22 protein-coding genes are annotated in these 23,599 nt (G+C 69.9%); 10 read left to right on the plus strand and 12 right to left on the minus strand.

Going from position 1 to position 23,599, the window contains the following annotated elements; all coding sequences use genetic code 11:
- Positions 1-23 precede the first annotated feature (23 nt).
- The 5 genes from shbA (at position 24) to YWY_RS0109650 (ending at position 5,444) form a co-directional block, all read left to right on the plus strand.
- Positions 24-704: an RNA polymerase sigma factor ShbA gene (shbA, locus tag YWY_RS21160; protein ID WP_084609155.1), complete on the plus strand. Its 681-nt coding sequence runs from the start codon at positions 24-26 to the stop codon at positions 702-704.
- A gap of 393 nt (positions 705-1,097) precedes the next feature.
- Entirely contained in the window at positions 1,098-1,790 is a 693-nt protein-coding gene (locus YWY_RS0109635; protein ID WP_156899175.1) for a DedA family protein, read from the plus strand.
- Between the two features lie 690 nt (positions 1,791-2,480).
- Positions 2,481-3,044 carry a MarR family winged helix-turn-helix transcriptional regulator gene (locus YWY_RS21165; RefSeq protein WP_051310108.1) on the plus strand — a complete coding sequence of 188 codons (564 nt, stop codon included), beginning with the start codon at positions 2,481-2,483 and terminating at the stop codon, positions 3,042-3,044.
- Positions 3,041-4,666, plus strand: a complete 1,626-nt coding sequence (locus YWY_RS21170; protein WP_051310109.1) for a DHA2 family efflux MFS transporter permease subunit — start codon at positions 3,041-3,043, stop codon at positions 4,664-4,666. Before YWY_RS21165 ends, YWY_RS21170 begins: the two co-directional genes overlap by 4 nt.
- 193 nt (positions 4,667-4,859) lie before the next feature.
- A complete protein-coding gene (locus tag YWY_RS0109650; RefSeq protein WP_245566622.1) occupies positions 4,860-5,444 on the plus strand; it encodes a DedA family protein in 585 nt (194 codons plus the stop codon).
- Positions 5,445-5,450: 6 nt separating this feature from the next.
- Here YWY_RS0109650 and YWY_RS0109655 read toward each other — a convergent pair whose 3' ends face one another.
- From YWY_RS0109655 to clpB, 6 genes are all read right to left on the minus strand, one after another.
- On the minus strand, positions 5,451-6,503 hold the full coding sequence (locus YWY_RS0109655; RefSeq protein ID WP_028847453.1) for a glycoside hydrolase family 76 protein: 1,053 nt from the start codon (positions 6,501-6,503) through the stop codon (positions 5,451-5,453).
- 73 nt (positions 6,504-6,576) lie between these two features.
- The gene (locus YWY_RS0109660) at positions 6,577-7,230 is read right to left on the minus strand and encodes a TrmH family RNA methyltransferase (protein ID WP_028847454.1); all 654 of its coding nucleotides are present in this window, start codon (positions 7,228-7,230) and stop codon (positions 6,577-6,579) included.
- A complete protein-coding gene (gene pyrE, locus YWY_RS0109665) occupies positions 7,227-7,802 on the minus strand; it encodes an orotate phosphoribosyltransferase (protein ID WP_028847455.1) in 576 nt (191 codons plus the stop codon). Before pyrE ends, YWY_RS0109660 begins: the two co-directional genes overlap by 4 nt.
- Positions 7,803-7,902: 100 nt before the next feature.
- On the minus strand, positions 7,903-8,673 hold the full coding sequence (locus YWY_RS0109670; RefSeq protein ID WP_028847456.1) for an SDR family NAD(P)-dependent oxidoreductase: 771 nt from the start codon (positions 8,671-8,673) through the stop codon (positions 7,903-7,905).
- Positions 8,674-8,953: 280 nt separating this feature from the next.
- Positions 8,954-9,673, minus strand: a complete 720-nt coding sequence (locus tag YWY_RS21175) for a type III secretion system chaperone family protein (protein ID WP_245566623.1) — start codon at positions 9,671-9,673, stop codon at positions 8,954-8,956.
- A gap of 27 nt (positions 9,674-9,700) precedes the next feature.
- Complete coding sequence (gene clpB, locus YWY_RS0109680) at positions 9,701-12,295, minus strand: ATP-dependent chaperone ClpB (protein ID WP_028847457.1); 2,595 nt, start codon at positions 12,293-12,295, stop codon at positions 9,701-9,703.
- Positions 12,296-12,418: 123 nt separating this feature from the next.
- Between clpB and YWY_RS21180 the strand changes: the two genes are divergently transcribed.
- Positions 12,419-13,303 carry an SDR family oxidoreductase gene (locus YWY_RS21180; RefSeq protein ID WP_156899176.1) on the plus strand — a complete coding sequence of 295 codons (885 nt, stop codon included), beginning with the start codon at positions 12,419-12,421 and terminating at the stop codon, positions 13,301-13,303.
- Here YWY_RS21180 and YWY_RS24635 read toward each other — a convergent pair.
- A complete protein-coding gene (locus YWY_RS24635; protein WP_245566624.1) occupies positions 13,263-13,679 on the minus strand; it encodes a LamB/YcsF family protein in 417 nt (138 codons plus the stop codon). The two genes, YWY_RS21180 and YWY_RS24635, sit on opposite strands and share 41 nt — an antisense overlap.
- Before the next feature lie 33 nt (positions 13,680-13,712).
- Between YWY_RS24635 and YWY_RS24640 the strand changes: the two genes are divergently transcribed.
- Together YWY_RS24640 and YWY_RS0109700 are read left to right on the plus strand one after the other, a co-directional pair.
- Complete coding sequence (locus tag YWY_RS24640) at positions 13,713-13,874, plus strand: aldehyde dehydrogenase family protein (RefSeq protein ID WP_425426122.1); 162 nt, start codon at positions 13,713-13,715, stop codon at positions 13,872-13,874.
- Positions 13,875-14,650: 776 nt separating this feature from the next.
- A complete protein-coding gene (locus YWY_RS0109700; protein WP_028847458.1) occupies positions 14,651-15,823 on the plus strand; it encodes an FAD-binding oxidoreductase in 1,173 nt (390 codons plus the stop codon).
- Here YWY_RS0109700 and YWY_RS23695 read toward each other — a convergent pair.
- On the minus strand, positions 15,799-17,067 hold the full coding sequence (locus YWY_RS23695) for a pyridoxamine 5'-phosphate oxidase family protein (protein ID WP_245566625.1): 1,269 nt from the start codon (positions 17,065-17,067) through the stop codon (positions 15,799-15,801). The two genes, YWY_RS0109700 and YWY_RS23695, sit on opposite strands and share 25 nt — an antisense overlap.
- Positions 17,068-17,305: 238 nt before the next feature.
- On the opposite strand from YWY_RS23695, the gene YWY_RS0109710 reads away from it, so the two are divergent.
- Both YWY_RS0109710 and YWY_RS24775 read left to right on the plus strand, forming a co-directional pair.
- On the plus strand, positions 17,306-18,496 hold the full coding sequence (locus YWY_RS0109710; RefSeq protein WP_245566626.1) for a globin domain-containing protein: 1,191 nt from the start codon (positions 17,306-17,308) through the stop codon (positions 18,494-18,496).
- Positions 18,497-18,850: 354 nt separating this feature from the next.
- Complete coding sequence (locus YWY_RS24775) at positions 18,851-18,973, plus strand: hypothetical protein (protein WP_281168980.1); 123 nt, start codon at positions 18,851-18,853, stop codon at positions 18,971-18,973.
- 262 nt (positions 18,974-19,235) lie between these two features.
- Here YWY_RS24775 and YWY_RS0109720 read toward each other — a convergent pair whose 3' ends face one another.
- The 4 genes from YWY_RS0109720 to dnaK are packed head-to-tail and all read right to left on the minus strand — an operon-like array spanning position 19,236 to position 23,418.
- Positions 19,236-19,652: a heat shock protein transcriptional repressor HspR gene (locus YWY_RS0109720; protein WP_028847460.1), complete on the minus strand. Its 417-nt coding sequence runs from the start codon at positions 19,650-19,652 to the stop codon at positions 19,236-19,238.
- The gene (gene dnaJ, locus YWY_RS0109725; RefSeq protein ID WP_028847461.1) at positions 19,649-20,806 is read right to left on the minus strand and encodes a molecular chaperone DnaJ; all 1,158 of its coding nucleotides are present in this window, start codon (positions 20,804-20,806) and stop codon (positions 19,649-19,651) included. The genes YWY_RS0109720 and dnaJ overlap by 4 nt, the downstream gene beginning before the upstream one ends.
- Positions 20,807-20,833: 27 nt before the next feature.
- Entirely contained in the window at positions 20,834-21,535 is a 702-nt protein-coding gene (gene grpE / locus YWY_RS0109730; RefSeq protein ID WP_028847462.1) for a nucleotide exchange factor GrpE, read from the minus strand.
- Positions 21,532-23,418: a molecular chaperone DnaK gene (gene dnaK / locus YWY_RS0109735; protein WP_028847463.1), complete on the minus strand. Its 1,887-nt coding sequence runs from the start codon at positions 23,416-23,418 to the stop codon at positions 21,532-21,534. Before dnaK ends, grpE begins: the two co-directional genes overlap by 4 nt.
- Positions 23,419-23,599: the final 181 nt, after the last annotated feature.

Genomic DNA, 23,599 nt, shown 5'->3' on the forward strand with positions numbered 1-23,599 from the left:
CGTTCGGGGTGCGCCAGCACTTCATGCCCGCGCGGGGTGAGCGCCGGCAAGCCGCGCCTCCCAGCCGGGGGCAGGCCGGCCGCTCGGAGCAAGCAAGCCGGCCGCAACAAGCGAGCCGCGCGGAGCAAGCCACCCCCGATCCGTATGCGGAGCTCGTCGAAGCGGCCAAGGCGGGCGATCAATGGGCGATCGAGCGCCTGATCGCCCAGCTGCGCCCGTTGATCGTGCGGTACTGTCGCGCCCGCATCGGCCGGTCGGTGAGCACCTTCGCCTCCGCCGACGACGTCGCCCAGGACGTGTGCATCGCGGTGCTGACCTCCCTGAGGTCGTACCGATCCACCGGCGCCAGCTTCCTCGGATTCGTCTACGGCATCGCCACCCACAAGATCATGGACTTCCACCGCAAGTACTCCCGGGAACGGTCCACGCCGGTCGCGGACATCCCGGACGTGGTGACCACCGCCGCGGAACCGGAGCGGCGGTTGCTGCACGACGAGCTGGGTCAGCAGGTGGGTGCGCTGCTCGCGGAACTGTCCGACACCCAGCGAGACGTCCTGACCCTGCGTCTCGTGGTCGGCTTGTCGGTGGCGGAGACCGCGCAGGCGACGTCGATGTCGCTCGGTGCGGTGCGGGTGTGCCAGCACCGTGCGCTGGCCAAGCTGCGGAAACTGCTGGCCGATCGCCAGGTCACCGCGCAGGTGTAAGGCGTCGTCGACGGTGCAGCGTGCGACCGGTGTGGCCGTCCTCGGCGGTGAGCGCTCCCGGCAGAGGTGGCGCGGTGGTCTCGGCCTCGATCACCGTTGAGGTGGTGTCGGCCAGGGCTGCCGGCATGCGCTGGTGTGTTGTGCCTCGCGGTCGGGGGCCGGTTTCGGCGCGCTGGAGCTGGCCCGCGTCGATGTTGTGTCTCGCCGTAGGGGGCAGCGCATGGCTGTCCGTGGCCGTGGCCTGGTTCCGGTCACGCTCAGCTGGTGATCGACCGGGGATGCCTCGGAGCTGTCGGCATGCGCCCGCGATGGCCGGATCCCGGGCTTTCGACGGTGCGTGACAGGCCGACCGCGCTGCGAATGTGGCCGGCGACTCGGGTAGCGTGAAGTCCCGTGGACCTCGCGTTGCCGATTGCCAAAGCGTCGCTGCTGCCGGAGTGGCTGGACCCCGAGCGACTGCTCGACGGTCTGACGCCGGCGGTCATCGCCATCCTGTGCGTGATCCTGTTCGCCGAGAGCAGCATCTTCCCGGTGCTCCCCGGGGACTCGCTGCTGTTCACCGCGGGCTTGTTCGTGGCGACCGGGGCCATCGACGCTCCGCTGTGGTTGGTGTGCACGCTGGCCACCGTCGCGGCGGTCGTCGGCAACGTGGTCGGGTTCAGCATCGGGTGGAAGGTCGGGCCCGCGCTGTTCAAACCCGATTCGCGGTTCTTCAAGCCGCAGTACGTGGACAAGACGCACGCCTTTTTGGACAAGCACGGTGCCAAGGCGGTCGTGCTGGCCAGGTTCGTCCCGTTCGTGCGGACGTTCATCACCTGGATCGCCGGCGTGGGCCGGATGGATCCGCGCAAGTACTTCACCTTCACGGTGCTAGGCGGCATCCTGTGGGCGGCCGGGCTGATCGTGCTCGGCTACCTGCTCGGCGACATCGCGTTCATCCGGGACAACATCGACGCGATGGCGATCCTGATCGTGCTCGTGTCGGTACTGCCGATCGTGATCGAATACGTGCGGTCGCGCCGCAAGAAGAAGAACGCGGCCGAGTCGCAGGCCGATGAGCCGGTGCGCCCGCAAGCGGAGAACTGATCGCGTCGGCGTGATGCGCTCGATCCGCCGGACGGCGATGCCCGGGCCGCGGCGCATCGAAGTGGCGTAACTGCTGCGCCTGGACGCGATGTTTTCGCGGCGGCCGCCTGCCCGCGCCGAGCACCCGGCTTGAAGCGTCCAAGCCGAGAGGTTCGCTCGGCGAGTGCGACGGCCGGACCTTTTTCCTGGTGCTTGGCACGTGTGGACAGCGCTGCAGGCGTTGCCCAGCGGAAGCGCCTGCCCGTGACTGCCACTGATCGAGCGATCGGTCAGCGGCGCGCCGGGAACGCCCGGGCCGCGTGGGCATGGTCGTCGCTGCAGTCCGGGGTGCGTGAGGCTGTGGTTGCCGCTTGGGTTGGTGGGGCGGTGTTTGGCTCGGTACGGCGTGTGGCGGTGCGGCGGTCGGGTGAGCGGTCTGCGGTGTGTTGGACGCCGATCGAGTTGCGCACGGTCCGGCTCACCAGCCCACCGATGCCTTGGCACTGCGGTCTTCGCCCGGATCGTCGGCGACCTCCCTTTCGGGCCGGTCAGCGGGCGCGGCCGTCACGGTGTGCAGCGCCGCCCGGGTGTAGGGCCGAAATCGTGCATCTGGTCACACGCCAGGAAATTCGGTTGCGACGCGCCCCGACTTCCTGGATAGTTGACAGACGAAATTAGTTGATTGATGCAAGCAACTAGTGAGGCCATCCGATGTCCGGTACCGCCACCCCCACCGACCTTTCGGCGACCGTCACCGACTCCACCGGCGGGATGCCGCCGGAGAAGATGGTGAGCGCCGAGCGGCTCGGTGACACGTTCAGCCGGCTGATCCGGGTGCTGACCAAGGCCAAATTCCGGATGTCCAGCGAGCTCCCGGAGATCGAGCCGAGCGCCTTCCCCATCCTGGCCGTGCTGCACCGGGAAGGCCCGAGCCGGACGTCGACCATCGCGGAGCGGGTCCACGCCGACGTCTCCACGATCAGCAGGCAGACATCCGCACTGGTACAGGCCGGGTTCATCGAGCGGCAGGCGGATCCGAACGACGGACGGGCCTGCCTGCTCGCCCTCACCGAGGCCGGCCACGAGATTCACGAGCGCGTACGCGCGGTACGGAACCGATGGCTGGCGACGATCTTGCAGCACTGGCCCGACGACGACGTCGACCGCCTGGTGACGCTGCTCGGCCGGCTCAGCGACGACATCACCCGCAACCTGGCAGCCACCGAACCATCCGCCGAACGCAATCGCGCATCGCACACCGAGAGGACCGCATGAGCAGGGGTACCACCCATCAGCCGCCGACGGCGGCCCCTGACGCGGACGAGATTCCGCTGCTGTCGCACCGGCAGATCGTGACGATCCTGTCCGGGCTGATGATGGGCATGTTGCTGGCCTCGTTGGACCAGACCATCGTCAGCACCGCCATCCGCACCATCGCGGACGACCTGCACGGGCTCAGCATCCAGGCGTGGGCGACCACCGCGTACCTGATCACCGCGACGATCACCACGCCGATCTACGGCAAGCTGTCCGACATCTACGGGCGCAAGCCGCTCTACCTGACGGCCATCTCCGTGTTCCTGATCGGATCGCTGGCCTGTACGTTCGCCACGTCCATGTACGAGCTGGCGGTCTACCGTGCCGTGCAAGGACTCGGCGCCGGTGGCCTGATGTCGCTGGCCATGACGATCGTCGGCGACATCATCCCGCCGCGGCGGCGCGCCCGCTACGCCGGCTACATGATGAGCGTCTGGGGTGTCTCCAGCGTGCTCGGTCCGGTCCTGGGCGGGCTGTTCGCCGGCATGGACACGTTCGTCGGGCTGGACGGCTGGCGCTGGGTGTTCCTGGTGAACCTGCCGGTCGGCATCGTGGCACTGGTCGTGGTGACCAGGGTGCTCAACGTCCCGCACCAGCCGCGCAAGCAGCGCATCGACTGGTGGGGCGCGGCCACGCTGACCGCGTTCCTGGTGCCGTTGCTGATCCTGGCCGAGCAGGGACGCCAGTGGGGCTGGACGTCCACCACGGCGCTGGTCTGCGTCGCGGTCGGCCTGGCCAGCCTGGTCGCCTTCGTGCTGGTCCAGCGCCGGATGGGCGAGGCGGGCCTGATCCCGTTGCGGCTGTTCACCAACAAGACGTTCACCGTGGCGCTGATCGCCGGGTTCATCCTCGGCGTGGCGATGTTCGGTGCGATCGTGCTGATCCCGCAGTACCTGCAGATCGTGCAGGGCTTCTCGCCGACCGAGGCCGGCCTGCTGAGCCTGCCGATGATGGTCGGGATGATGTCGTCGACGCTGATCGTCGGCCGGATCACGCAGAAGACCGGGCGGTACAAGATCTTCCCGATCATCGGCACCATGGTGATCTCGCTCGGATCGCTGCTGTTCGCCCAGCTGGAGTGGAACAGCCCGACGTGGCACGCGCTGGTCCTGATGGCGGTCATCGGAGCCGGTCTCGGCGCCTGCATGCAGACGCTGATGATCGCGGTGCAGAACGCCGGGCCGCGCCGGGACATGGGTGTCTCGACGGCGTCGGCCACCCTGTTCCGTCAGGTCGGCGGCACGCTGGGGGTGGCGGTGTTCCTGTCCATCCTGTTCAGCACCCTGTCCGGCAACATCGCGTCGGCGTTCCGCTCGCTCGGCGTCTCGCCCGCGGCCGTGCCCAAGGGCGTGGACGTCATGGCGGACTCGTCGTTCCTGCAGGAAATTCCGCTGGAACAGGCCAAGCCGTTCCTGATCGGCTTCACCGAGTCGATCAATTCGGTGTTCTACGTCGCCTCCGCCGTGGCGTTGCTGGCGACCGTGGTGCTGCTGTTCCTGAAGGAAATCCCACTGGCCGACGCCCGCGGCCCGCACGATCGGGAATCGAATGCCGAACTCGCGGCAACAACCGCGGGGTGAGAAACGACAAGACATCGAGCCGTACGACGCCGAATTCCGTGGAGTTCGTGGAAACGGTGTCGTACGGCTCGTATCGTGGGGTACGGCACTTCGGGCCCCTGGTTTCTGTCGTCTTCACCCGATCGACGTAGGCTGACGCATTGTGCAGGGACTGAGCTGGCTGACGGATGCAGGGCCGACCGTGGTGTGGGTCGTGGTTCTGTCGTTCGTCTTCATCGAATGCTCGTTGATCGTCGGCTTGTTCCTGCCCGGGGACACGCTGTTGTTCGCCGCCGGAGTGATCCTCGCCGACCACGACGCCGAGGCAAGTGCCTGGTGGTTGTCGCTGGTGGCGCTGGGCGTGGCCGTCGTGGCCAACCACGTCGGTTATCTGATCGGGAGCAAGGTCGGCACCCGGTTCGTGGCCAGGCGCGGCGGCAAGATTCTCAACCGGGAGAACCTGGAACGTGCCAGGGCGTTCCTGGACCGGCGCGGCGTGTTCGCGATCGTGCTGGCCAGGTGGCTGCCGTGGGTGCGCACGCTGGCGCCGCTGGTCGCCGGGGCCGCCGGTATGGACAAGCGCAAGTACTTGTTCGCCACCGCCGTCGGAGCGGTGCTGTGGGTGCCGACGCTGGTGCTGCTCGGCTACTACGGATCGGGTCTGCTGGATCAGCTGCCGTGGTTGCAGGAGCTGGTGATGTGGGGCATGGTCGTCTGCGTCGTGGCGGGCACCATCTGGGGTCTGTGGAAGTACCGGCAGGAGATCGCCAAGCCGGTGGAGGACGAGCCGGTCGGCTGACCCGGGTCACCGCGCCGCCCGGTCCAGCCGGGCCGCCGCCTCCAGCAGCATCCAGCCGCTCAGCTGCACCGTGAGGTCGCGGGCCGCCTCGGGAAACGGGATCCGCAGCGGCTGGGACCAGTCCGGGCCGAACAGGGGTCTGCCGTGTACGCGTGCGGCGTTGTGCCAGCATGCTTCCGCCGATGTCCGGACCAGGTTCGCTGCCGTGCCTGCGGCCTCGCCGGGCAGCCGGATGGCGGCATCGGCGAGATAGCGGGCCAGGATGCCGGGAAACAGCCCGCCGTCCCCGCCTCCCTCTCCGCGCAGCACGCCACCGGGAGCCAGATGCTCCGCGACGGCGTCGATGGTCCGCACCGCCCGGTCGCACCACTTCGGCTCCTGCGCCGACCACAGCTCCACGCACGCGCCGAGATAGACGCCCTGGCAGTAGGTGTAGATCCGGCGGGACAGCTTGGCCGGGCGGCCGTCGCGGTAGATCGCCAGGCCGTCGAACACCAGGCCGGTGCGCGGATCGACCAGGCACTCGGTCATCCACTCGGCGATGGCCGCCGCGCGGTCCCGCTCGCCGAGGCGGGCGTGCAGGATGGCGGCCGGCCCGTTGGCCGGAGCGTTCTTGTACTCGGTGCCGCGTCGCCAGCGGATGCCACCACCCTCGGTAGTGGACCAGGCCGACCACAGCTCGGCGGACAGCCGACGCACGGCGCGCCGGGTGTTCATGCCGGTCACGGCAGCGGCTCGGTGCAAGGCCAGCGCCAGCCACGCCATGTCGTCGTAGTAGTTGTTGATCCAGCGCATGCGGTTGCGCAACCACACGCCGCGGGCCAGACCGCGGACGAGCCCGGCGCGCCGCGGCGTCGGCGCCCGTAGCTGGGCGTCGACCAGGCAATCCAGCAGGTGCGCCTGCCACCAGTAGTTCCAGCCGGCGTGCATCCGGTGCCGCATGGCCTGCGGCCACGCGTCCCTGCCCAGCCGGGTGCCGGGCAGCGCCCACAGCAACCCGAGGTGCCGCCCGAGGACCGCGGCTTCCGCCTCGGCCGCCCGCTCGATCACGTTGTGCAGGCTAGTCCGGACACGCCCTGCCCGCCTGCCTCGAACGGGCAGGCTTGCGATGGATGACGATGCCGTCGCGGGGCTACCAGGCCTGGTTCAGATCGGCATGCTGCCGGATCCACGCGTGCATGACGATTCCCGCGGCGACGCCTGCGTTGATCGACCTGGTCGACCCGAACTGTGCGATGGACACCCGCAGAGCGGCGGCTTCCTGCGCTTCGGCGGACAACCCCGGCCCCTCCTGGCCGAACAACAGCAGCGACTTCAGCGGTAGCTCACATCGTTCCAGCCGCTGTGCACCCGGGGTGTTGTCGACCGCGACCACGGTCAGCCCGTGCTCGTCGGCGAAAGCCTGTAGCGCGGCGATGTCCGGGTGATGGTGGATGTGCTGGTAGCGGTCGGTCACCATGGCGCCCCGCCGGTTCCACCGGCGCTTGCCGACGATGTGCACCGCCTTCGCGGCGAACGCGTTGGCGGTGCGTACCACGGTGCCGATGTTGTGGTCGTGCTGGAAGTTCTCGATGGCCACGTGGAATGGATGCCTGCGCCGGTCCAGGTCGGCCACGATGGCCTCCCGGCGCCAGTACCGGTACCGGTCCACCACGTTGCGCCGGTCGCCGTTGGCCAGCAGCTCGGGGTCGTAGCGATCGTCCGACGGCCACGGGCCCTCCCACGGGCCGACGCCGACCTGGCCGCGCGCGGTCCACTCGGTGGGGCCCGGTTCGTCGGTCGTCACGCCAGTCCCAGGTCTTCCAGCCCGAGCAGCGACCGGTATTCCAGGCCGCGGGCCTCGATGGCCTCGCGCGCACCGGTGTCGCGGTCCACGATCGTCGCCACGCCGACCACGGTCGCGGAGGCTTCCTCCAGCGCGTCGACCGCGGTGAGCACGCTGCCGCCGGTGGTCGAGGTGTCCTCCACGGCAAGGACGCGCTGGCCTGCCACGTCGATGCCCTCGATACGCCGTTGCAGGCCGTGTTGTTTGCTTTCCTTGCGCACGACGAACGCATCGAGCACCACGCCGTCGGCCGCGGCGGAGTGCAGCATGGCGGTGGCCACCGGGTCGGCCCCGAGGGTGAGGCCGCCTGCGGCGACGTAGTCCCAGTCGGAGGTCAGCTGGCGCATCAGCTTGCCGATCAGCGGGGCGGCGGCGTGGTGCAGCGTCGCGCGGCGCAGGTCGACGTAGTAGTCGGCTTCCTTACCGGAAGCGAGCGTGACCTTGCCGTGCACGACGCACAGCTCGGTGATCAGCCGGGCAAGCCGGGCGCGGGCGGTTTGGTCGACAGCGGCGGTAGGGCGGGATGACGTCACAAATCTTCAGCCTACGAGCTCGTGCCGCACGGTTCGTTTCGCGGGTGCCGTGGATGAAACGTATGTGGCTTGGGGGCCGGATTGCCGGGGTGCCGCACGGTCAGGTGCGGCCGCGCTGCGTCGCGACCTTGGCCCCCACCCACCGTCGCGCGGGCGGCGGCAGCAGCCGCACCAGCGCCAGCAGCGTCTTCCACCGCTTGCCGGGCACCGAGACGCCCTTGCCGCGGTCGAGGTCCGCCAGGCATTCCCGCACCACGCGGTCCGCGTTCAGCCACATCCACCGTGGACCGCGATCCTGGTCGCCCGCCCGGTCGTGGAACTCGGTCCGGGTGAACCCGGGGGCGAGGGCGAGCACCCGGATGCCGGTGCCGGCCAGCGAAGCCGCCAAGCCCTCCGAGAAGGCCGTCACCCACGCCTTCGTGGCGCCGTAGGCGGCACCCGCGGCCGGGAAGAAGCCCGCGAAGCTGGACACGTTGACGATCGCCCCGGAACGCCGCCGGATCATCCCGGGCAGCGCGGCGTGGGTCAGCCGCATCACCGCCGTGACGTTGACCTCCAGCTGCTCGTTCAGCCGCTCGACCGGCACGTCGGCGAACGCGCCGTTGAGCCCGAAGCCCGCGTTGTTCACCAGCAGATCGACCGGGTTGTCCGCCAGCCACTGCTCGACCGTGCGCCGCTGCGCGGCGTCGCCGAGGTCGGCGGGCAGCACGTGCGCCTCGACGCCGTGCGCGCCACGCACCTGGGCCGCCACCTTCTCCAGCGTCTCCCGCGTGCGGGCGACCAGCACCACGTCGTAGCCGCGCCCGGCCAGCTGCCTGGCGAACTCCGCGCCGATGCCCGCGCTGGCCCCGGTGATCAATGCGGTCGGCATGCCGCCAGCTTAGCGGCATGATCACCGAGCGTGCCGGTTCCAGCCCACGGTGTGGCCGGAGTGTCGTCGCCGCCGGCCTGTCGAGCCGCGGGCGACGGTCGTAGCGGCGTCAGCCGGGCGCGGCAGCGCGGGCCGGGCGCGCGGGGCCCGATGACCAGCACGTCGTAGTCGAACGTGGCGCGGCAGCACGGGCCGGGCGCGCGGGCCGGGCGGCGCGCATGCCGCTCACGGCCCCGGCAGCTCGGCGAACCAACGGTGATCGCAGCGCTCGCGGCCGCACTCACAGCGGGCCGTGCGGCCGTTCGTGGAGCGGATCCACGTGCCGGACACCTTCCGGCGGGTCCTGCCACACGTGCTTGTCCGAGGCGCTGACGTCACCCGGGTCCACGATGTCGGCGATGTCACCGAGGTCGCGCAGCAGCCGTTCCAGCCTGGTCGGCCCGGCGTTCGGCGACACCGCGGCCAGCACCCAGTCCTGCTCCAGCCACAGCACGCTCACGTCGCCGCCGAGCTCGTCGGCGTGGTCGATCAACTCCTCCGACAGGTGCTGCTTGGCCAGCTCGAGGTCGTCGGTGAAGGCGTACCGGTGGCCTGCCGGCCCGAGCAGCTCGGGCATCTCGGCGCGCTGGAACGGCACCGACGGCAACCACAGCTCGAGCAGCACCGGGAACACCTCGCCCAGCCGGATGGCCACCACCGTCGCCGGGATCTGCCGGTCCGCTTCGATGTCGAACACGTACACCGTGCGGCGGCCCTCGCTGGTGAACGTGGACCCGGCCACCACGTTGACCGCCGCCTCGGCGCCGTAGTACCCCATCGCGCCCTCGGTCCAGTGGCTGACCATGCGGGCGTCCTCGTCGGCGAACTTCCAGCCGCGCAAGTCCGCCCAGCGCAGCCGCTCACGATGCCGGGAGCCTTCCCGCGACTTGTCGATCGCCAGCAGGGTCAACCCGGCGACCAGGGCGATGAACGCGATCAGGAACCAAACCCAGGCAGGCACGTCAGCCAGCCTATCGCCAGATCCAGGTCAACTCGCTCGAGTGACGACGAGCGTGTCGGCCGTGGGGTTGTCGGAGACGTCCACCCGCACCTTGTCGCCGTCCCGGACCTCCCCGGACAGCAGCGACTTGGCCAGCTGGTCGCCGATCGCGGTCTGCACCAGGCGGCGCAGCGGCCGTGCCCCGTAGATCGGGTCGTAGCCGTTGACCGCCAGCCACTCGCGGGCCGCCGGTGTGACATCCAGGGTCAGCCGCCGCTGCGCCAGCCGCTCGCTCAGCCTGCGCACCTGGATGTCCACGATCGACCCGAGCTGTTCGGTGTCCAGCGAGTGGAACACCACGATGTCGTCCAGCCGGTTGAGGAACTCCGGCTTGAAGTGCTGCCGCACCACGCTCATCACGGCGTCCTTGCGGCCCCGGTCGTCCAGCGTCGGGTCGGCGATCGCCTGCGAGCCCAGGTTCGACGTGAGCACCACGATGGTGTTGCGGAAGTCGACCGTGCGACCCTGGCCGTCGGTCAGCCGCCCGTCGTCGAGCACCTGCAGCAGGACGTCGAACACGTCCGGGTGCGCCTTCTCCACCTCGTCCAGCAGCACCACGGAGTACGGGCGGCGGCGCACCGTCTCGGTCAGCTGGCCGCCCTGGTCGTAGCCGACGTACCCGGGCGGGGCGCCGACCAGCCGGGCCACCGAGTGCTTCTCGGCGTACTCGCTCATGTCGATCCTGGTGAGCGCCCGCTCGTCGTCGAACAGGAACTCGGCCAGCGCCTTGGCCAGCTCGGTCTTGCCCACCCCGGTCGGACCAAGGAACAGGAACGAGCCGGTCGGCCGGTCCGGGTCGCTGACCCCGGCGCGGGACCGCCGCACCGCGTCCGAGACCACCTTCACCGCTTCCTCTTGGCCGATCACCCGCTTGCCGAGCTCGGCCTCCATGCGCAGCAGCTTGCCGGTCTCGCCCTCCAGCAGACGGCCCGCCGGGATGCCGGTCCACGCCGACACCACGTCCGCCACGTCGTCCGGCCCGACCTCTTCCTTGAGCATCGGGCTCTCCTTGTCGCCCGCCGCCTGCGAGGCCGCCTCCAGCTCCTTCTCCAGCGCCGGGATCTTGCCGTAGCGCAGCTCGGCGGCGCGACCCAGGTCCGCGTCCCGCTCCGCCCGGTCCGCTTCCCCGCGCAGCTGCTCCAGCTGCTCCTTCAGGTCACGGATCCGGTCGATCGACCGCTTCTCGTTCTGCCAGCGCGTGGTGAGGGCGGCCAGCTGCTCGCGCTTCTCGGCCAGCTCGGTGCGCAGCGCCGCCAGCCGCTCGCGGGACGCCTCGTCCTGCTCCTTCTCCAGCGCCATCTCCTCGATCTCCAGCCTGCGGACGGCTCGCTCCACCTCGTCGACCTCCACCGGCCGGGAGTCGATCTCCATCCGCAGCCTGCTGGCCGCCTCGTCGACCAGGTCGATCGCCTTGTCCGGCAGGAAACGCGCGGTGATGTACCGGTCGGACAGCGTCGCCGCGGCCACCAGGGCGCTGTCGGTGATCCGCACACCGTGGTGCACCTCGTAGCGCTCCTTGAGGCCACGCAGGATGCCGACGGTGTCCTCCACCGACGGCTCGCCGACCAGCACCTGCTGGAAGCGGCGCTCCAGCGCGGCGTCCTTCTCGATGTGCTTCCGGTACTCGTCCAGCGTGGTGGCACCCACCATGCGCAGCTCGCCGCGGGCCAGCATCGGCTTGATCATGTTGCCGGCGTCCATCGAGCCCTCCCCGGTGGTGCCCGCGCCGACGATGGTGTGCAGCTCGTCGATGAACGTGATGATCTGGCCCGCCGACTCGGTGATCTCCTTCAGCACCGCCTTGAGCCGTTCCTCGAACTCGCCGCGGTACTTCGCGCCGGCCACCATCGAGCCGACGTCCAGCGCCACCACCCGCTTGCCGCGCAGCGAATCCGGCACGTCACCCGCCACGATGCGCTGCGCCAGGCCCTCCACGATGGCCGTCTTGCCCACGCCGGGCTCGCCGATCAGCACCGGGTTGTTCTTGGTGCGGCGGGACAGCACCTGCACCACCCGGCGGATCTCCGCGTCGCGCCCGATCACCGGGTCGAGCTCACCCTTGCGGGCGCGCTCGGTCAGGTCGACGCCGTACTTCTCCAGCGCCTGGTAGGTGCCTTCCGGGTCCGGCGAAGTGACCCGCGCCGACCCGCGCACCTTGGTGAACGCCTCGCGCAGCGCTTCCGGCGTGGCGCCGTGCCGCCTGAGCAGGTCGGCCACCTGACCGCCTTCGGAGGCCAGGCCGACCATCAGGTGCTCGGTGGAGACGTACTCGTCACCGAGTTCGGTGGCCAGCTGCTGCGCCTTGCTCAGCGACTTGACCGCGTAGCGGTCGAACGACGGGGCGGACACGGTCGCACCGGTGGCGGTGGGCAGCGTGCGGGTGATCGACTCCAGCTCGGCGTGCACCTTCCGTGGGTCCGCGCCCACCGCGGTGAGCAGCGGGCCGGCCAGGCCGTCGCTTTGCGCCAGCAGTGCGCCGAGCAGGTGAGCGGGCGTGATGTCCGGATTGCCCGCGACCGTCGCCGCTTGCGCCGCCGACGAGATCGCCTGCTGCGTCTTGGTTGTCGGGTTGAACGCGTCCATCCCCTGCCTTCTCCGTGCGTTCCGATGAAGCCTGTGTGACCGCTGTGTGCAGCGTCGTCATCTGGTCAACGTCGGAAAAGTTGAGTGAGTTCCGCTCAACTTTCGTATCGGTAGGCTCGGTTGATGGCAACTGCGATCGTCACGGGTACCGCTTCCGGGATCGGCGAGGCATTGGCCGACAAGCTGGTGGCCCGCGGCGACACCGTCTACCTCGCCGACCTCGACACCGATGGCGCCGCACGGGTGGCCGAACGGCTCGGGTCCCGCGCGTTCGCCCGCCGGCTGGACGTCACCGACGCGGCAGCCGTGCAGGCGCTGGTCGACGAGGTCGACGCCGAGCACGGGCTGGATCTGATGGTGAACAACGCCGGGATCGCGGTCGGCGGTGCGGCCGACGAGCTCGGGCTCGAGCACTGGAATCGCTGTATCGACGTGAACCTGCGCGGCGTCGTGCACGGCGCGCACGCCGCCTACCTGAAGATGAAGGCCCGCGGGCGGGGGCAGATCCTCAACACGGCGTCGCTGGCCGGTTTGGTGGTCAGCCCGCTCACCGGCCCGTACACCGCGACCAAGCACGCCGTGGTGGCGTTGAGCCTGAGCCTGCGCGCCGAGGCCGCCCTGCACGGGGTGCAGGTGAGCGTGCTGTGCCCGGGCGTGATCGACACCCCGATCTTCGCGCAGGCCAACGACCGGCTGCCGCAGACCGCGGTCGGGACGAAAGCCAGGGAGCTCTTCCACGACCTGGCGAAGCTGCTGCAGGGCGGCAAAGTTCTACCCGCCGGAGCGGCTGGCCGCCGACGCATTGCGCGGGCTGGAGACCGACGCGCCGGTCATCGTCGCCCCGCTCGGCGCACGGGTGACGTGGTGGCTGGACCGGGGTGCGCCGATCCGGCTGCGCGACGTGATCAGCCGGATCGGCCTGAAAGGCATGAAGAAGAAGCTCGGGGATCTGAGCCTCCGCCCGCGGTCAGCGCACGCCAGCCGGGGCGTGGAACGGGGCGATGGTGACGCCTGCGGCCTCGAGGGCCGCGCGCACGCGGCGGGCGAGCGTGACAGAACCAGCCGTGTCGCCGTGCACGAGCACCGTGTCGCACGGCACCGGTATCTCGGTTCCGCTGACGGTGGTGACGGTGCCCTTGGTGGCCAGCTGCACAGCGCGTTCGACCACGAGATCGGCGTTGCGCACGAGCGCGTCGGGGTGGCGACGGTCGACCAGAGTTCCGTCGTCGTTGTAGTTGCGGTCGGCGAACCCGATCACCGCGACCGGAAGCCCGTGTTCGCGTGCCATCGCGGTGAGCACGCCTTCCTGGCAGACGACGACGAGTTCTTGGTCGAACGCGAGCACGGCGTCGAGCACACCGCGGGCGTAGGTTTCGTGGGTCACGCAGAGGTTGCCCAGCTTGCCGTGCGGTGAGACGTGCCGGACCGGGCGGTGGCTCCGAGCGTGCCGTTCGGTGGCATGGGACTGTCCGGTATCGGCCGGGAGAGCGGCACCGCAGCGATCGACGCCTACCTGGAGGACAAGGCGGTGTGGGTCGAGCTGTCCGGCGCCACCCGCGACCCGTTCACGCTGGGCTGAGCGGCCGGCGGTTGCCGGGGCTGGTTCGTCCGGCGGGACCGTGCTGGCGGCGCAGGACACCGGGCGTCCTGTGGGGTCGGGTGGGTGGTTGGGGGTTTCGGGGTGACGTCGGGTGGTCGTGGGCGGAAGGAGGGGCGATTCGGGGGCCCACGTTGCTTGACTTGACGCTGCCCGGCGTGAGGTGCCGTGGACACCCGGGCTGGTGCGGCGAAGCCAGCTGGGCGGCTCGGGACTCCGGGAGCGGTCCGGCGTCCGTAGGGCTGGGGTTGCCGGCGAAGCGGAGGTGCGAGGCCGAAGACGTCCGGACGGTTCGGCGGCTGACGGCATTGCTGTCTGCCGCGAGCTCCCGGTGTTCCGCTCGTCGCGGACACCCGAGCGCCGCCGCCGGGGGTACCCCTGGCAGGGGACGCGCCTTCCCGAGCCGGTGTCGAGCAGAATTGCCGGGAAACTGTCCTGCCTGTGGTGCTCCAGGCCGGGATTCCCGGCACTCTCGGCTCCGCGTCGGCGCCGAACCACGGGCGTCGGATGCTCGTGTTCGGTGGCGATCCGGGCGCGTCCGACCGGGGCTCGCCACGGCGGGATGGTCACGGTCCTCGTTCGGGTGATCACACGCCGAAATGGCGTGATCATATGGTTACTCTCACGGATGCGCCAGTCGGGTCTTTCCGCAGCTTGATCCTGTTTTTCCTGGCGACAGCGGATACTGTGCTGGGCAAGGTGCGCGCACCCGTTCGCCCCTCCGCCCGACATGCGGCGAGACCATCCCCCGGAGATCGATGAGCACCGACGACGTGAGCCCTGTGCCGCGGTCCGCTGCGCCGCGGGAAGCACCGCCGGCGGTCACCGCGATGGTGCGGCTCATTTCCGACACCTGGCGGCAGGCGTCGCCGTATCTGCCGGAGATGTCGCAGCGCTTCTACGGTCTGTTGTTCACCTTGGCGCCGGACATCCGGGAGATGTTCCCGGTGAACGTCGAGATCCGGAGGGGCAAGCTGCTGCGCGCCATCGCCCGGGTGGTGCAGATGGTGGACCGGCCGGGGGACCTGGTCCCGTTCCTCACCCAGCTCGGCCGCGACTACCGCAAGTACAACGTGCAGAGCAGGCACTACGAGGCGATCGGCACCGCGATGCTGGCGGCGCTGCGCGACCACCTCGGTCCGGCGTGGACACCCGAGGTGGAGCGGGCGTGGGCCGAGGGCTACACGATCGTGGCCCGCTCGATGCAAGAAGCCGCCGCATCCGACCCCTCCCCGCCGCGGCTGTCCGCCACGGTCACCGATCACCGCAGGCTGAGCTGGGACCTGGCGATGGTGCGGGTCGAACCGGAGGCCCGGCTGCCGTATCGGGCGGGCCAGTACGTGAGCGTGGAGATCCCGCAGCGGCCACGGCTGTGGCGCTACCTCTCCCCGGCGAACGCGCCGCGCCCGGACGGCTCGCTGGAGTTCCATGTCCGCGCGGTGGACGGCGGGTGGGTGAGCCGGGCGATTGTGAGCCACACCCAGCCCGGGGACGTATGGCAGATCGGTCCGCCGCTCGGGCGGTTGAGCGTGGACCGGGAGTCGGGCCGGGACGTGCTGATGATCGCCGGTGGCACCGGGGTGGCGCCGCTGCTGGCGCTGCTCGACGACCTGGCCAGGTGGGGGAAGAACCCGAACGTGACGCTGTTCTTCGGCGGTCGCACGGTCGACGACCTGTACGTGGTGGACGACCTGCACCGCCTGGCGTCGGCGAACCCGTGGCTGCGCGTCATTCCGGTGGTGGAACGCGGCGAGGTGGCAGGCGCGGAGCGCGGCACGCTGGCCGAAGCGGTGACCCGCCGAGGTGCCTGGCCGGATCACGACATCCTGGTGTCCGGCTCGCCGCAGATGATCCGGGCCACCGTGTCACGGATGCTGGTGGCCGGAACGTCGCTGGACCAGATCGCCTACGACCCGTTCACGTTGGACTGACCGGCCGCAACCGTGGACCGTCGGCGCGCCGCACCGTTGGACCGCCCTGGCACGTCGGGCCTGCTGTCCGGGCGGCCGTCCCGGCCTCGATCGGGCCCGGCTGATCCGGCTTGCGGCGCGGGGCTGCTCCCGGCGGCCTCGGACCGTTGGTGATCGCCGTCGGCCGGATCGGTCTCCGGCGGATTCGGCCGTCCGTTGCGCGCCGGACTGCCATTCGCCCGCTGCGCCTTGCGATCCGGTGCCGCCTCGGCGTTCGCAGGCTGCGGATCAGGTGCACCATCGGCCGCCGGCGCTTTCGGTTGGCTGGTGTCGCGTGCGGCTCGCGCGTCGGCAAGCCGTGATGCCCGGACGCAGAAGTAGTCGTCGTGCTCGGGCCCGGGGTCGGCGGCGACCGGCTGCATCGCCGGAATGTGCTTGCTGCCGTGGATGTAGGCTTCGTCGACCTCCACCAGTACCCAACGCTCGGCGCGTCGTCCCCGATCCTCCGTCACCGGCAGGTCCGGGAACTCCGCGCGCATCGCGTCGTTCTCCACGATCATCGCGCGCCCGTTGATGTGCAGGCCGACGCGGTCGCGGGCGAAGTCGATCAACAGGATGCCGATGTGCGGGTTCTCGCTGATGTTGCCCAGGCTGGCCATCACGCCGTTGCCCCGGTATTCGGGGTAGGCCACGTGCTTGTCGTCCAACACGCGGATGAACCCGGGCGGCCCGGCACGGAACGAGCAGTCGGCTTCGCCGCGGGAGTCGGCGGTGGCGATGAACGCCATCTCCATCCGGCCGACGAACTCCACCATGGTCGGCGTCAGCCGGTCGGTCATCTGCTCGGCGTAGAACCGCTCGGCCTGTTCCCGGGTGTCGTAGGCGAGCTGCAGCAGGTGTTCCCCTGCCGATCCGGGCAGGTCGTCGGCCGCACCGTCGAGCGGGTCGTCCGGTGGTGGCACGTCGGCGAACGCGGGCGGCCGCACCACCGGGAGCTGTTCGGTCGGCTCTTCGTCCGGTGGGGGTTGCTGCTGGGCCTCGGTCGGCGGGGCGGGGTCCGCCGGCCGCGCGGGCGCACGGTCGGCGGCTGACCGGCCGGGCCGTGCGGCGCGGTCGCCGGAGTGCGTCGAAGGGTGCGTCGAAGGGGCCGCCTCCGCAGGCGCTTCGGGCCGGGATCGCCGGGACCTGCGTGGGCGCGGATTCGGCGGCAGGTCCATCCGCGCCATGCGGGCCAGCCGGAGCGAGTGCTTCAGCGTCGGGTCCATACCGGATCACTTCGGGTCGGGTGCCGCCTACTGTGCCACGACTGGGGTAAGGAACTCACGCGATTGGGCGGAAATTGCGCCATCTTCCATCCGGTCCGCACTCTGTGTCAATCCCGTCAGGGAAGACCCCACAAGCCCCGTTTGGCCCCAGTCACCAGCGGATTTTTCCGTCAGAATCGGTATCGACCACCGTTTCGGCAGGGCTTCGCCCTCACCATCTGGAGTGAATGCGTCGTCCATGACTGTTAACGCTGTGCTCAACTCCTTCGCCGATCCGCCGGAGCCCCGGCCGCGCGGCACCGGAAGCGATCGCATGGTACGGATCATCCAGGCCAGTTTCGCTCCGGTCGAGCTCAGGGCGGACGAGATGGCAGAGCACTTCTACGCGGTGCTGTTCTCGCTCGTCCCGAGCGCCAGGGACCTGTTCCCGGTGAACATGCAGAAGCAGCGCACCAGGTTGTTCCGGGCGCTGGTGCAGCTGGTGGAGGCGGCCGATCGGCCGGAGGAACTGACTCCGTACCTGCGACGGCTGGGCAGGGATCACCGCAAGTTCGGCGTCCGGCAGGAGCATTTCCGCGCGTTCGGGGTGGCGCTGCGGGCGGCGGTCCGCACCTACACCACGGTCGAGTGGACCGACGAGGTCGAGCAGGCCTGGACACAGGCCTACGAGGTCGTCGCGCGCATCATGCAGGAGGGCGTCGCGGACGACAGCCTGCCCGCGTGGTGGACCGCCGAGGTGGTCTCGCACCAGCGGCGGGACTGGGACACGGCGATCATCCGCGTCCGGCCGGAGTCGCAGATCCCCTATCTGGCGGGCCAGTTCGTCAGCGTCGAGTCGCCCCGACGGCCGCGGTTGTGGCGCTACCTCTCCCCGGCCAACGCGCCCCGCGAGGACGGGACCGTCGACTTCCACGTGCGGGTCGTGGCCGGTGGCTGGGTGAGCCGGGCGCTGGTGCGGCAGACGGTGCCCGGTGACCGGTGGCGTGTCGGTGCGCCGATGGGCGAACTGTGGCGGGACCGCGACGTGCAGCGCGACCTCGTGCTGATCGCCGGCGGGACGGGCGTTGCGCCACTGCATGCGGTGGTCGAAGATCTGGCCGGACGTGCCACGCAGCCGTCGTCGGTGACGCTGTTCTTCGGCGGCCCGACCGCAGATGCGTTGTACTTCTTGCCGGAGCTGCGCGAGCTGGCGGCGGATCTCCCGTGGCTGAAGCTCGTCCCGGTGACCGAGGACGGCAGCGTCGACGACGGCGAGCGCGGCAAGCTGCCCGAGGTCGTGACCGCACTCGGCGGTGCGTGGAGCGGACACGACGTGCTGGTGGCCGGATCACCGGGGATGATCCGCGCGACGGTTTCCCGGCTGCTGGTCGAAGGCACGTCGTACGACCAGATCTCCTACGACTCGTTCATCACCGAGGGCCGCATCTAGGGCTGTCTCGACCGTCGAGCAGCGTGGAGTTCGAGCGACTCGCGGGATCATCGTCGGCGACAGCAAGGATCGACGAAAGGACGGTCATGACGCCGATACGACCCTCGCGGGCCTGGCGGCGGCTGCGGTGGTGGTAGCCGGTGCTGTCCTGTTGGCGACGAACGGCACCGAGGTGGCTCAGGTCGAGCCGGCGATGCAGCGGCAGACCGTCGAGACGTCCGCTCAGCTCGCCGCGGTCAGCAAGCTAGCGTCCACCGCCGACGGGATCAGCGCGAAAGAGGCCGTCGCGGTCGCCGTCGGTCATGTGGGCGACAAGGTGGCGACATCGAGCGGGACTACGAGCTCGGTGGCCGCGTGTGGCACGTGGAGGTCGTGCACCAGCGTCAGGAGATCGAGGTCGACGTGGTAGCCAGGGACGGGAAGGTCCTGCGCGTCGAGCGGGAGGCCCGGGACGGCGACGACAGGTACGAGGACTGACCTGTCACTTCCACGGGGGTGGCAGCGCCTCGACACCATGATCGGCGCGCTGCCGGAGGCTCCGCTGGAGGCTTCACCCGCGCCGCGCACTGGAACGAACCCGCGTGGGTCGATGCCGCGCTCGTCAGCGGGCCTGGGCGGGCCTTTTCGCCGGCGGTCGTCCCGTTCTGCCTCCGGCAGCTGCCGTCCCGTGCTGTCTCCGGCAGCTACCTGTGCAGCGGGTCTCGGAACGAACAGCGCAGTGGCTGGCATTCTCCGCGCGTCAGCGACCGCCCTGGCGGCTCCGCGGCTTCCAGATCACCAACGCGGTCTCCTGCCGCGCGGGCACCAGCTCCCGGCGATAGCTGGCGTGCACCGCGGCCGCGGCCTGCTCGGCCGCCGCGTACGCCCTGGCCAGTTCCTCGGTGAGCTGCTTGACCTGGGCCTTGAGCTCGTCGATCTGGTTCTCCAGCTCGATGATGCGCTTGATACCCGCGAGGTTGACGCCTTCCTGCTGCGACAACCGCTGCACTTCGCGCAACAGCTCGATGTCCCGCGCCGAGTAGCGGCGGCCTCCGCCCGGCGTGCGCATGGGGGTCACCAGGCCCTGCCGGTCGTAGGCCCGCAGCGTTTGCGCATGCAGGCCGGCCAGCTGGGCGGCCACCGAGATGACGTATGTCTTTTCCTCACGCCCGCTCATGCTCGCTCCTGCAGCAACCTCGTGATCTCCGGCCGCGGATCGTGTTGCGCCACCGCATCGGCGTAGGCCTGCAAGGCCTCTTTTGCCTTGCCGTTCAACGACGATGGCACGGCGACCTGCAGGGTCACCAGCAAGTCACCCGTCTGGCCGTTTCGCTTCGTGATGCCTTTGCCGCGCACGCGCAGCACGCGCCCGCTGTTGGTGCCCGGCGGCACCTTGACCGACACCTTGCCGTCCAGGGTCGGAACGCTCAGGGTGGTGCCGAGGGCGAGCTCGGAGAAGTGCACCGGGACGGTGATGGTGAGGTTGTTGCCGGAGCGGCCGAACACTGGGTGCGGCGTGACGAAGACCTTCACGTACAGGTCACCGGCCGGGGCGCCGCCGCGACCCGGCTCACCCTGACCGGCGAGCCGGATGCGCTGCTCGTTGTCCACACCCGGCGGAATGCGCACCGTCAAGGTGCGCGTCCGGGTGCTCACGCCCTCGCCCGCGCACTCCGGGCACGGGGAGTCGATGATCGCCCCGCGTCCGCGGCAGTCACGGCACGGTTCGGAGAACGCGAACGCCCCCTGACTCCTGTTGACCAAACCGGCGCCGCCGCAGGTCGGGCAGGTCCGCGGCTGGGTGCCCGGCCGGGCGCCGGTCCCGCCGCACGTGCCGCATTTCGCCGGGCTGGACAGCCGCAACGGCACCGTGGCACCGCGCACCGCCTCGACGAAGTCGATACGGATCTCCGTCTCCACGTCCGCGCCGCGCCGGGCCGACGTGGCCGTGGCGGACGAGCGCCGGTTGAACAGGTTGCCGAGCATGTCCCCGAGGCCACCGAGCCCGCTGCCCCTGGCGGCGTTGAACAGGTCGCCGAAGTCGAAGCCGCCCGCCCCGCCGCCGGGGAAGCCGAACCCGCCTTGGCCGCCGGACCCGAAGAGCGCGCGCGCCTCGTCGTACTCGCGGCGCTTCTTCGGGTCCGACAGCACGCCGTACGCCTCGGAGATGGCCTTGAACTTCTGCTCGGCCTTGGCGTCACCGGGGTTGGCGTCCGGGTGGTAGTCCCGCGCCAGCTTCCGGTACGCCCGCTTGATCTCCTCCTGCGACGCGTCGGGAGAGACGCCCAGCTCGCGATAGAAGTCCTTACCGATCCACTCCCGTGCACTCACCGGACGCCCCTCCCTTCGCTCGCTTCGTCAGTTGTCCGCAGATGACTGCTGCTCCGCCTGGTCCGCGGTCTGCTCGGCCTGTTCGGCAGACGGCTCCGGCTCGTGGTCGGTGACCGCCACCAGCGCGTGCCGGAGCACCCGCTCGCCGAACCGGTAGCCGCGCCGCAGCACCGTCGTCACCGTCGGCTCCTTCACGTCCGGTGACGTCGAGTGCTGCACCGCCTCGTGCACCAGCGGGTCGAACGGATCACCCTCGTTGCCGAAGGACTCCAGGCCGATACTGCGCAGCGTGCTGTGCAGCTTGTCGGCGACCGCCTTGAACGGGCCGGTCAGGTCGCCGTGCGCGTCGGCCCGCTCCAGGTCGTCGAGCAACGGCAGCAGCTCGGTCAGCACCGAGGCCTTGGCCGACTCGATCACCGCGAGCCGGTCGCGCTCGACCCGCTTGCGGTAGTTGGCGAAGTCGGCGGTGACTCGCTGCAGGTCCGCGGTGCGCTCCTCCAGCTGCTTCTGCAGATCCGCAGCAGCGGCGCCGCTGTCGCTGTCAGCTTTGCCGGCCGCCGGTGCGGAGCCACCCGGCGCCCCGGCCGGGCCGGTTTCACCGGCCTGCTGGGGCTCGGCCTCGGCGGCCTCCGGCCGCCGGACCTCACCGGTCTCCGGGTCGATCTTGCGACGGTCACGCACTACTACCCGTGGCTCCTCACCGTTGCCGTCGTTGCGCAGTTCAGTCACTTCTTCTCGTCCTCGTCGACGATCTCGGCGTCCACCACGTTGTCATCGCCCGAGGCGCCCGCGCCCGCCGAGGCCGTGGCGCCACCGGCGTTCGTGCCGGAAGCGGGACCGTCGCTGCCCGCCGCGGCCTGCTGCGCCGCCTGCGTGTTGGCGTACAGCGCGGTGCCCATGGCCTGCGACTCCTTGGTCAGCTTCTCCATGGCGGTGCGGATGGCCGCCACGTCGCTGCCCTTCAACGCCTCGTTGACTTCCTTGATGGCGTCGTTGACCTTCGTCTTGACGTCGTCCGGCAGCTTGTCCTCGTTGTCCTTGACGAACTTCTCCGTCTGGTAGACCAGCGACTCGGCCTGGTTGCGGGTCTCCGCCTCCTCGCGGCGCCGCCGGTCCTCCTCCGCGTGCGCCTCGGCCTCCTTGATCATCCGGTCGATCTCCTCCTTCGGCAGGGCCGATCCACCGGTGATCGTCATGGACTGTTCCTTGTTGGTGCCGAGGTCCTTCGCGGTGACGTGCACGATGCCGTTGGCGTCGATGTCGAAGGTGACCTCGATCTGCGGCACGCCGCGCGGGGCGGGCGGGATGCCGGTCAGCTCGAACATGCCGAGCTTCTTGTTGTGCGCGGCGATCTCCCGCTCACCCTGGTAGACCTGGATCTGCACGGACGGCTGGTTGTCCTCCGCGGTGGAGAAGATCTCCGAGCGCTTGGTCGGGATCGTGGTGTTGCGCTCGATCAGCTTGGTGAACACGCCGCCCTTGGTCTCGATGCCCAGCGACAGCGGGGTGACGTCCAGCAGCAGGACGTCCTTCACCTCGCCCTTGAGCACACCGGCCTGCAGCGCGGCGCCGACCGCGACCACCTCGTCCGGGTTGACGCCCTTGTTCGGCTCCTTGCCGCCGGTCAACTCCTTGACCAGGTCGCTCACCGCGGGCATACGCGTGGAGCCGCCAACCAGCACCACGTGGTCGATGTCGCTGACCGAGATGCCGGCGTCACGCAGCACGTTGTTGAACGGCTCGCGGGTGCGCTCCAGCAGGTCCGCGGTGATCTTCTGGAACTCCGCCCTGGTCAGCGTCTCGTCCAGGAACAGCGGGTTCTTGTCCGCGTCGACGGTGATGTAGGGCAGGTTGATGTTCGCCGTCGTCGAGCTGGACAGCTCGATCTTGGCCTTCTCGGCGGCTTCCCGGATGCGCTGCATGGCCATCCGGTCCTTGGTCAGGTCGATGCCGTGCGACATCTTGAACTTGTTGACCAGCCAGTCGACGATGCGCTGGTCCCAGTCGTCACCACCGAGGTGGTTGTCACCCGACGTGGCGCGCACCTCGACGACGCCGTCACCCAGCTCCAGCAGGGAGACGTCGAACGTACCGCCACCGAGGTCGAAGACCAGGATGGTCTGCTCCTTCTCACCCTTGTCCAGGCCGTAGGCCAGCGCCGCCGACGTGGGCTCGTTGATGATGCGCAGCACGTTCAGCCCGGCGATCGTCCCGGCCTCCTTGGTGGCCTGGCGCTGGGCGTCGGAGAAGTACGCGGGCACGGTGATCACCGCGTCGGTGACCTCCTCGCCCAGGTAGGCCTCGGCGTCCCGCTTCAGCTTCATCAGCACGCGGGCGGAGATCTCCTGCGGGGTGTACTGCTTGCCGTCGATCTCCTTCTTCCAGTCCTCGCCCATGTGGCGCTTGACGGACAGGATGGTGCGGTCGACGTTGGTGACCGCCTGGTTCTTGGCGGGCTGACCCACCAGCACTTCGCCGTTCTTGGCGAAGGCGACGACGGACGGGGTGGTTCGGGACCCTTCGGAGTTGGCGATGACCGTCGGCTCGCCACCCTCCAGGACAGCGACGACCGAGTTGGTCGTGCCGAGGTCGATGCCGACCGCTCGCGCCATGGGGTGTTCCTCCTGTAAGTCGTTCGTGGTGTTGCGTCGGGGTGCGACTCGACCCCTGAGTCTGACTCGCTCAAGTTTGGGATGCCGCCGGTTCGGCGACGGAGTGCGAACTTGAGTCTGCCACACTCAACCTTGCTGCCCGGACAACGAGTGGGCTGTGCCGTGTGTTCCCGAAGGGTCC

The sequence above is a fragment of the Thermocrispum agreste DSM 44070 genome (genome assembly GCF_000427905.1).
Taxonomy (GTDB): Bacteria; Actinomycetota; Actinomycetes; order Mycobacteriales; family Pseudonocardiaceae; genus Thermocrispum; species Thermocrispum agreste.

Coding starts and splice junctions, on each gene's coding strand:
- clpB (WP_028847457.1), bottom strand. CDS start 12,295: ATGGACGCGTTCAACCCGACAACCAAGACGCAGCAGGCGATCTCGTCG.
- YWY_RS0109720 (WP_028847460.1), bottom strand. CDS start 19,652: ATGAGCGGGCGTGAGGAAAAGACATACGTCATCTCGGTGGCCGCCCAG.
- YWY_RS0109710 (WP_245566626.1), top strand. CDS start 17,306: ATGACTGTTAACGCTGTGCTCAACTCCTTCGCCGATCCGCCGGAGCCC.
- YWY_RS21170 (WP_051310109.1), top strand. CDS start 3,041: ATGAGCAGGGGTACCACCCATCAGCCGCCGACGGCGGCCCCTGACGCG.
- dnaK (WP_028847463.1), bottom strand. CDS start 23,418: ATGGCGCGAGCGGTCGGCATCGACCTCGGCACGACCAACTCGGTCGTC.
- YWY_RS21180 (WP_156899176.1), top strand. CDS start 12,419: ATGGCAACTGCGATCGTCACGGGTACCGCTTCCGGGATCGGCGAGGCA.
- shbA (WP_084609155.1), top strand. CDS start 24: ATGCCCGCGCGGGGTGAGCGCCGGCAAGCCGCGCCTCCCAGCCGGGGG.
- YWY_RS21165 (WP_051310108.1), top strand. CDS start 2,481: ATGTCCGGTACCGCCACCCCCACCGACCTTTCGGCGACCGTCACCGAC.
- YWY_RS0109700 (WP_028847458.1), top strand. CDS start 14,651: ATGAGCACCGACGACGTGAGCCCTGTGCCGCGGTCCGCTGCGCCGCGG.
- YWY_RS0109670 (WP_028847456.1), bottom strand. CDS start 8,673: ATGCCGACCGCATTGATCACCGGGGCCAGCGCGGGCATCGGCGCGGAG.
- YWY_RS23695 (WP_245566625.1), bottom strand. CDS start 17,067: ATGGACCCGACGCTGAAGCACTCGCTCCGGCTGGCCCGCATGGCGCGG.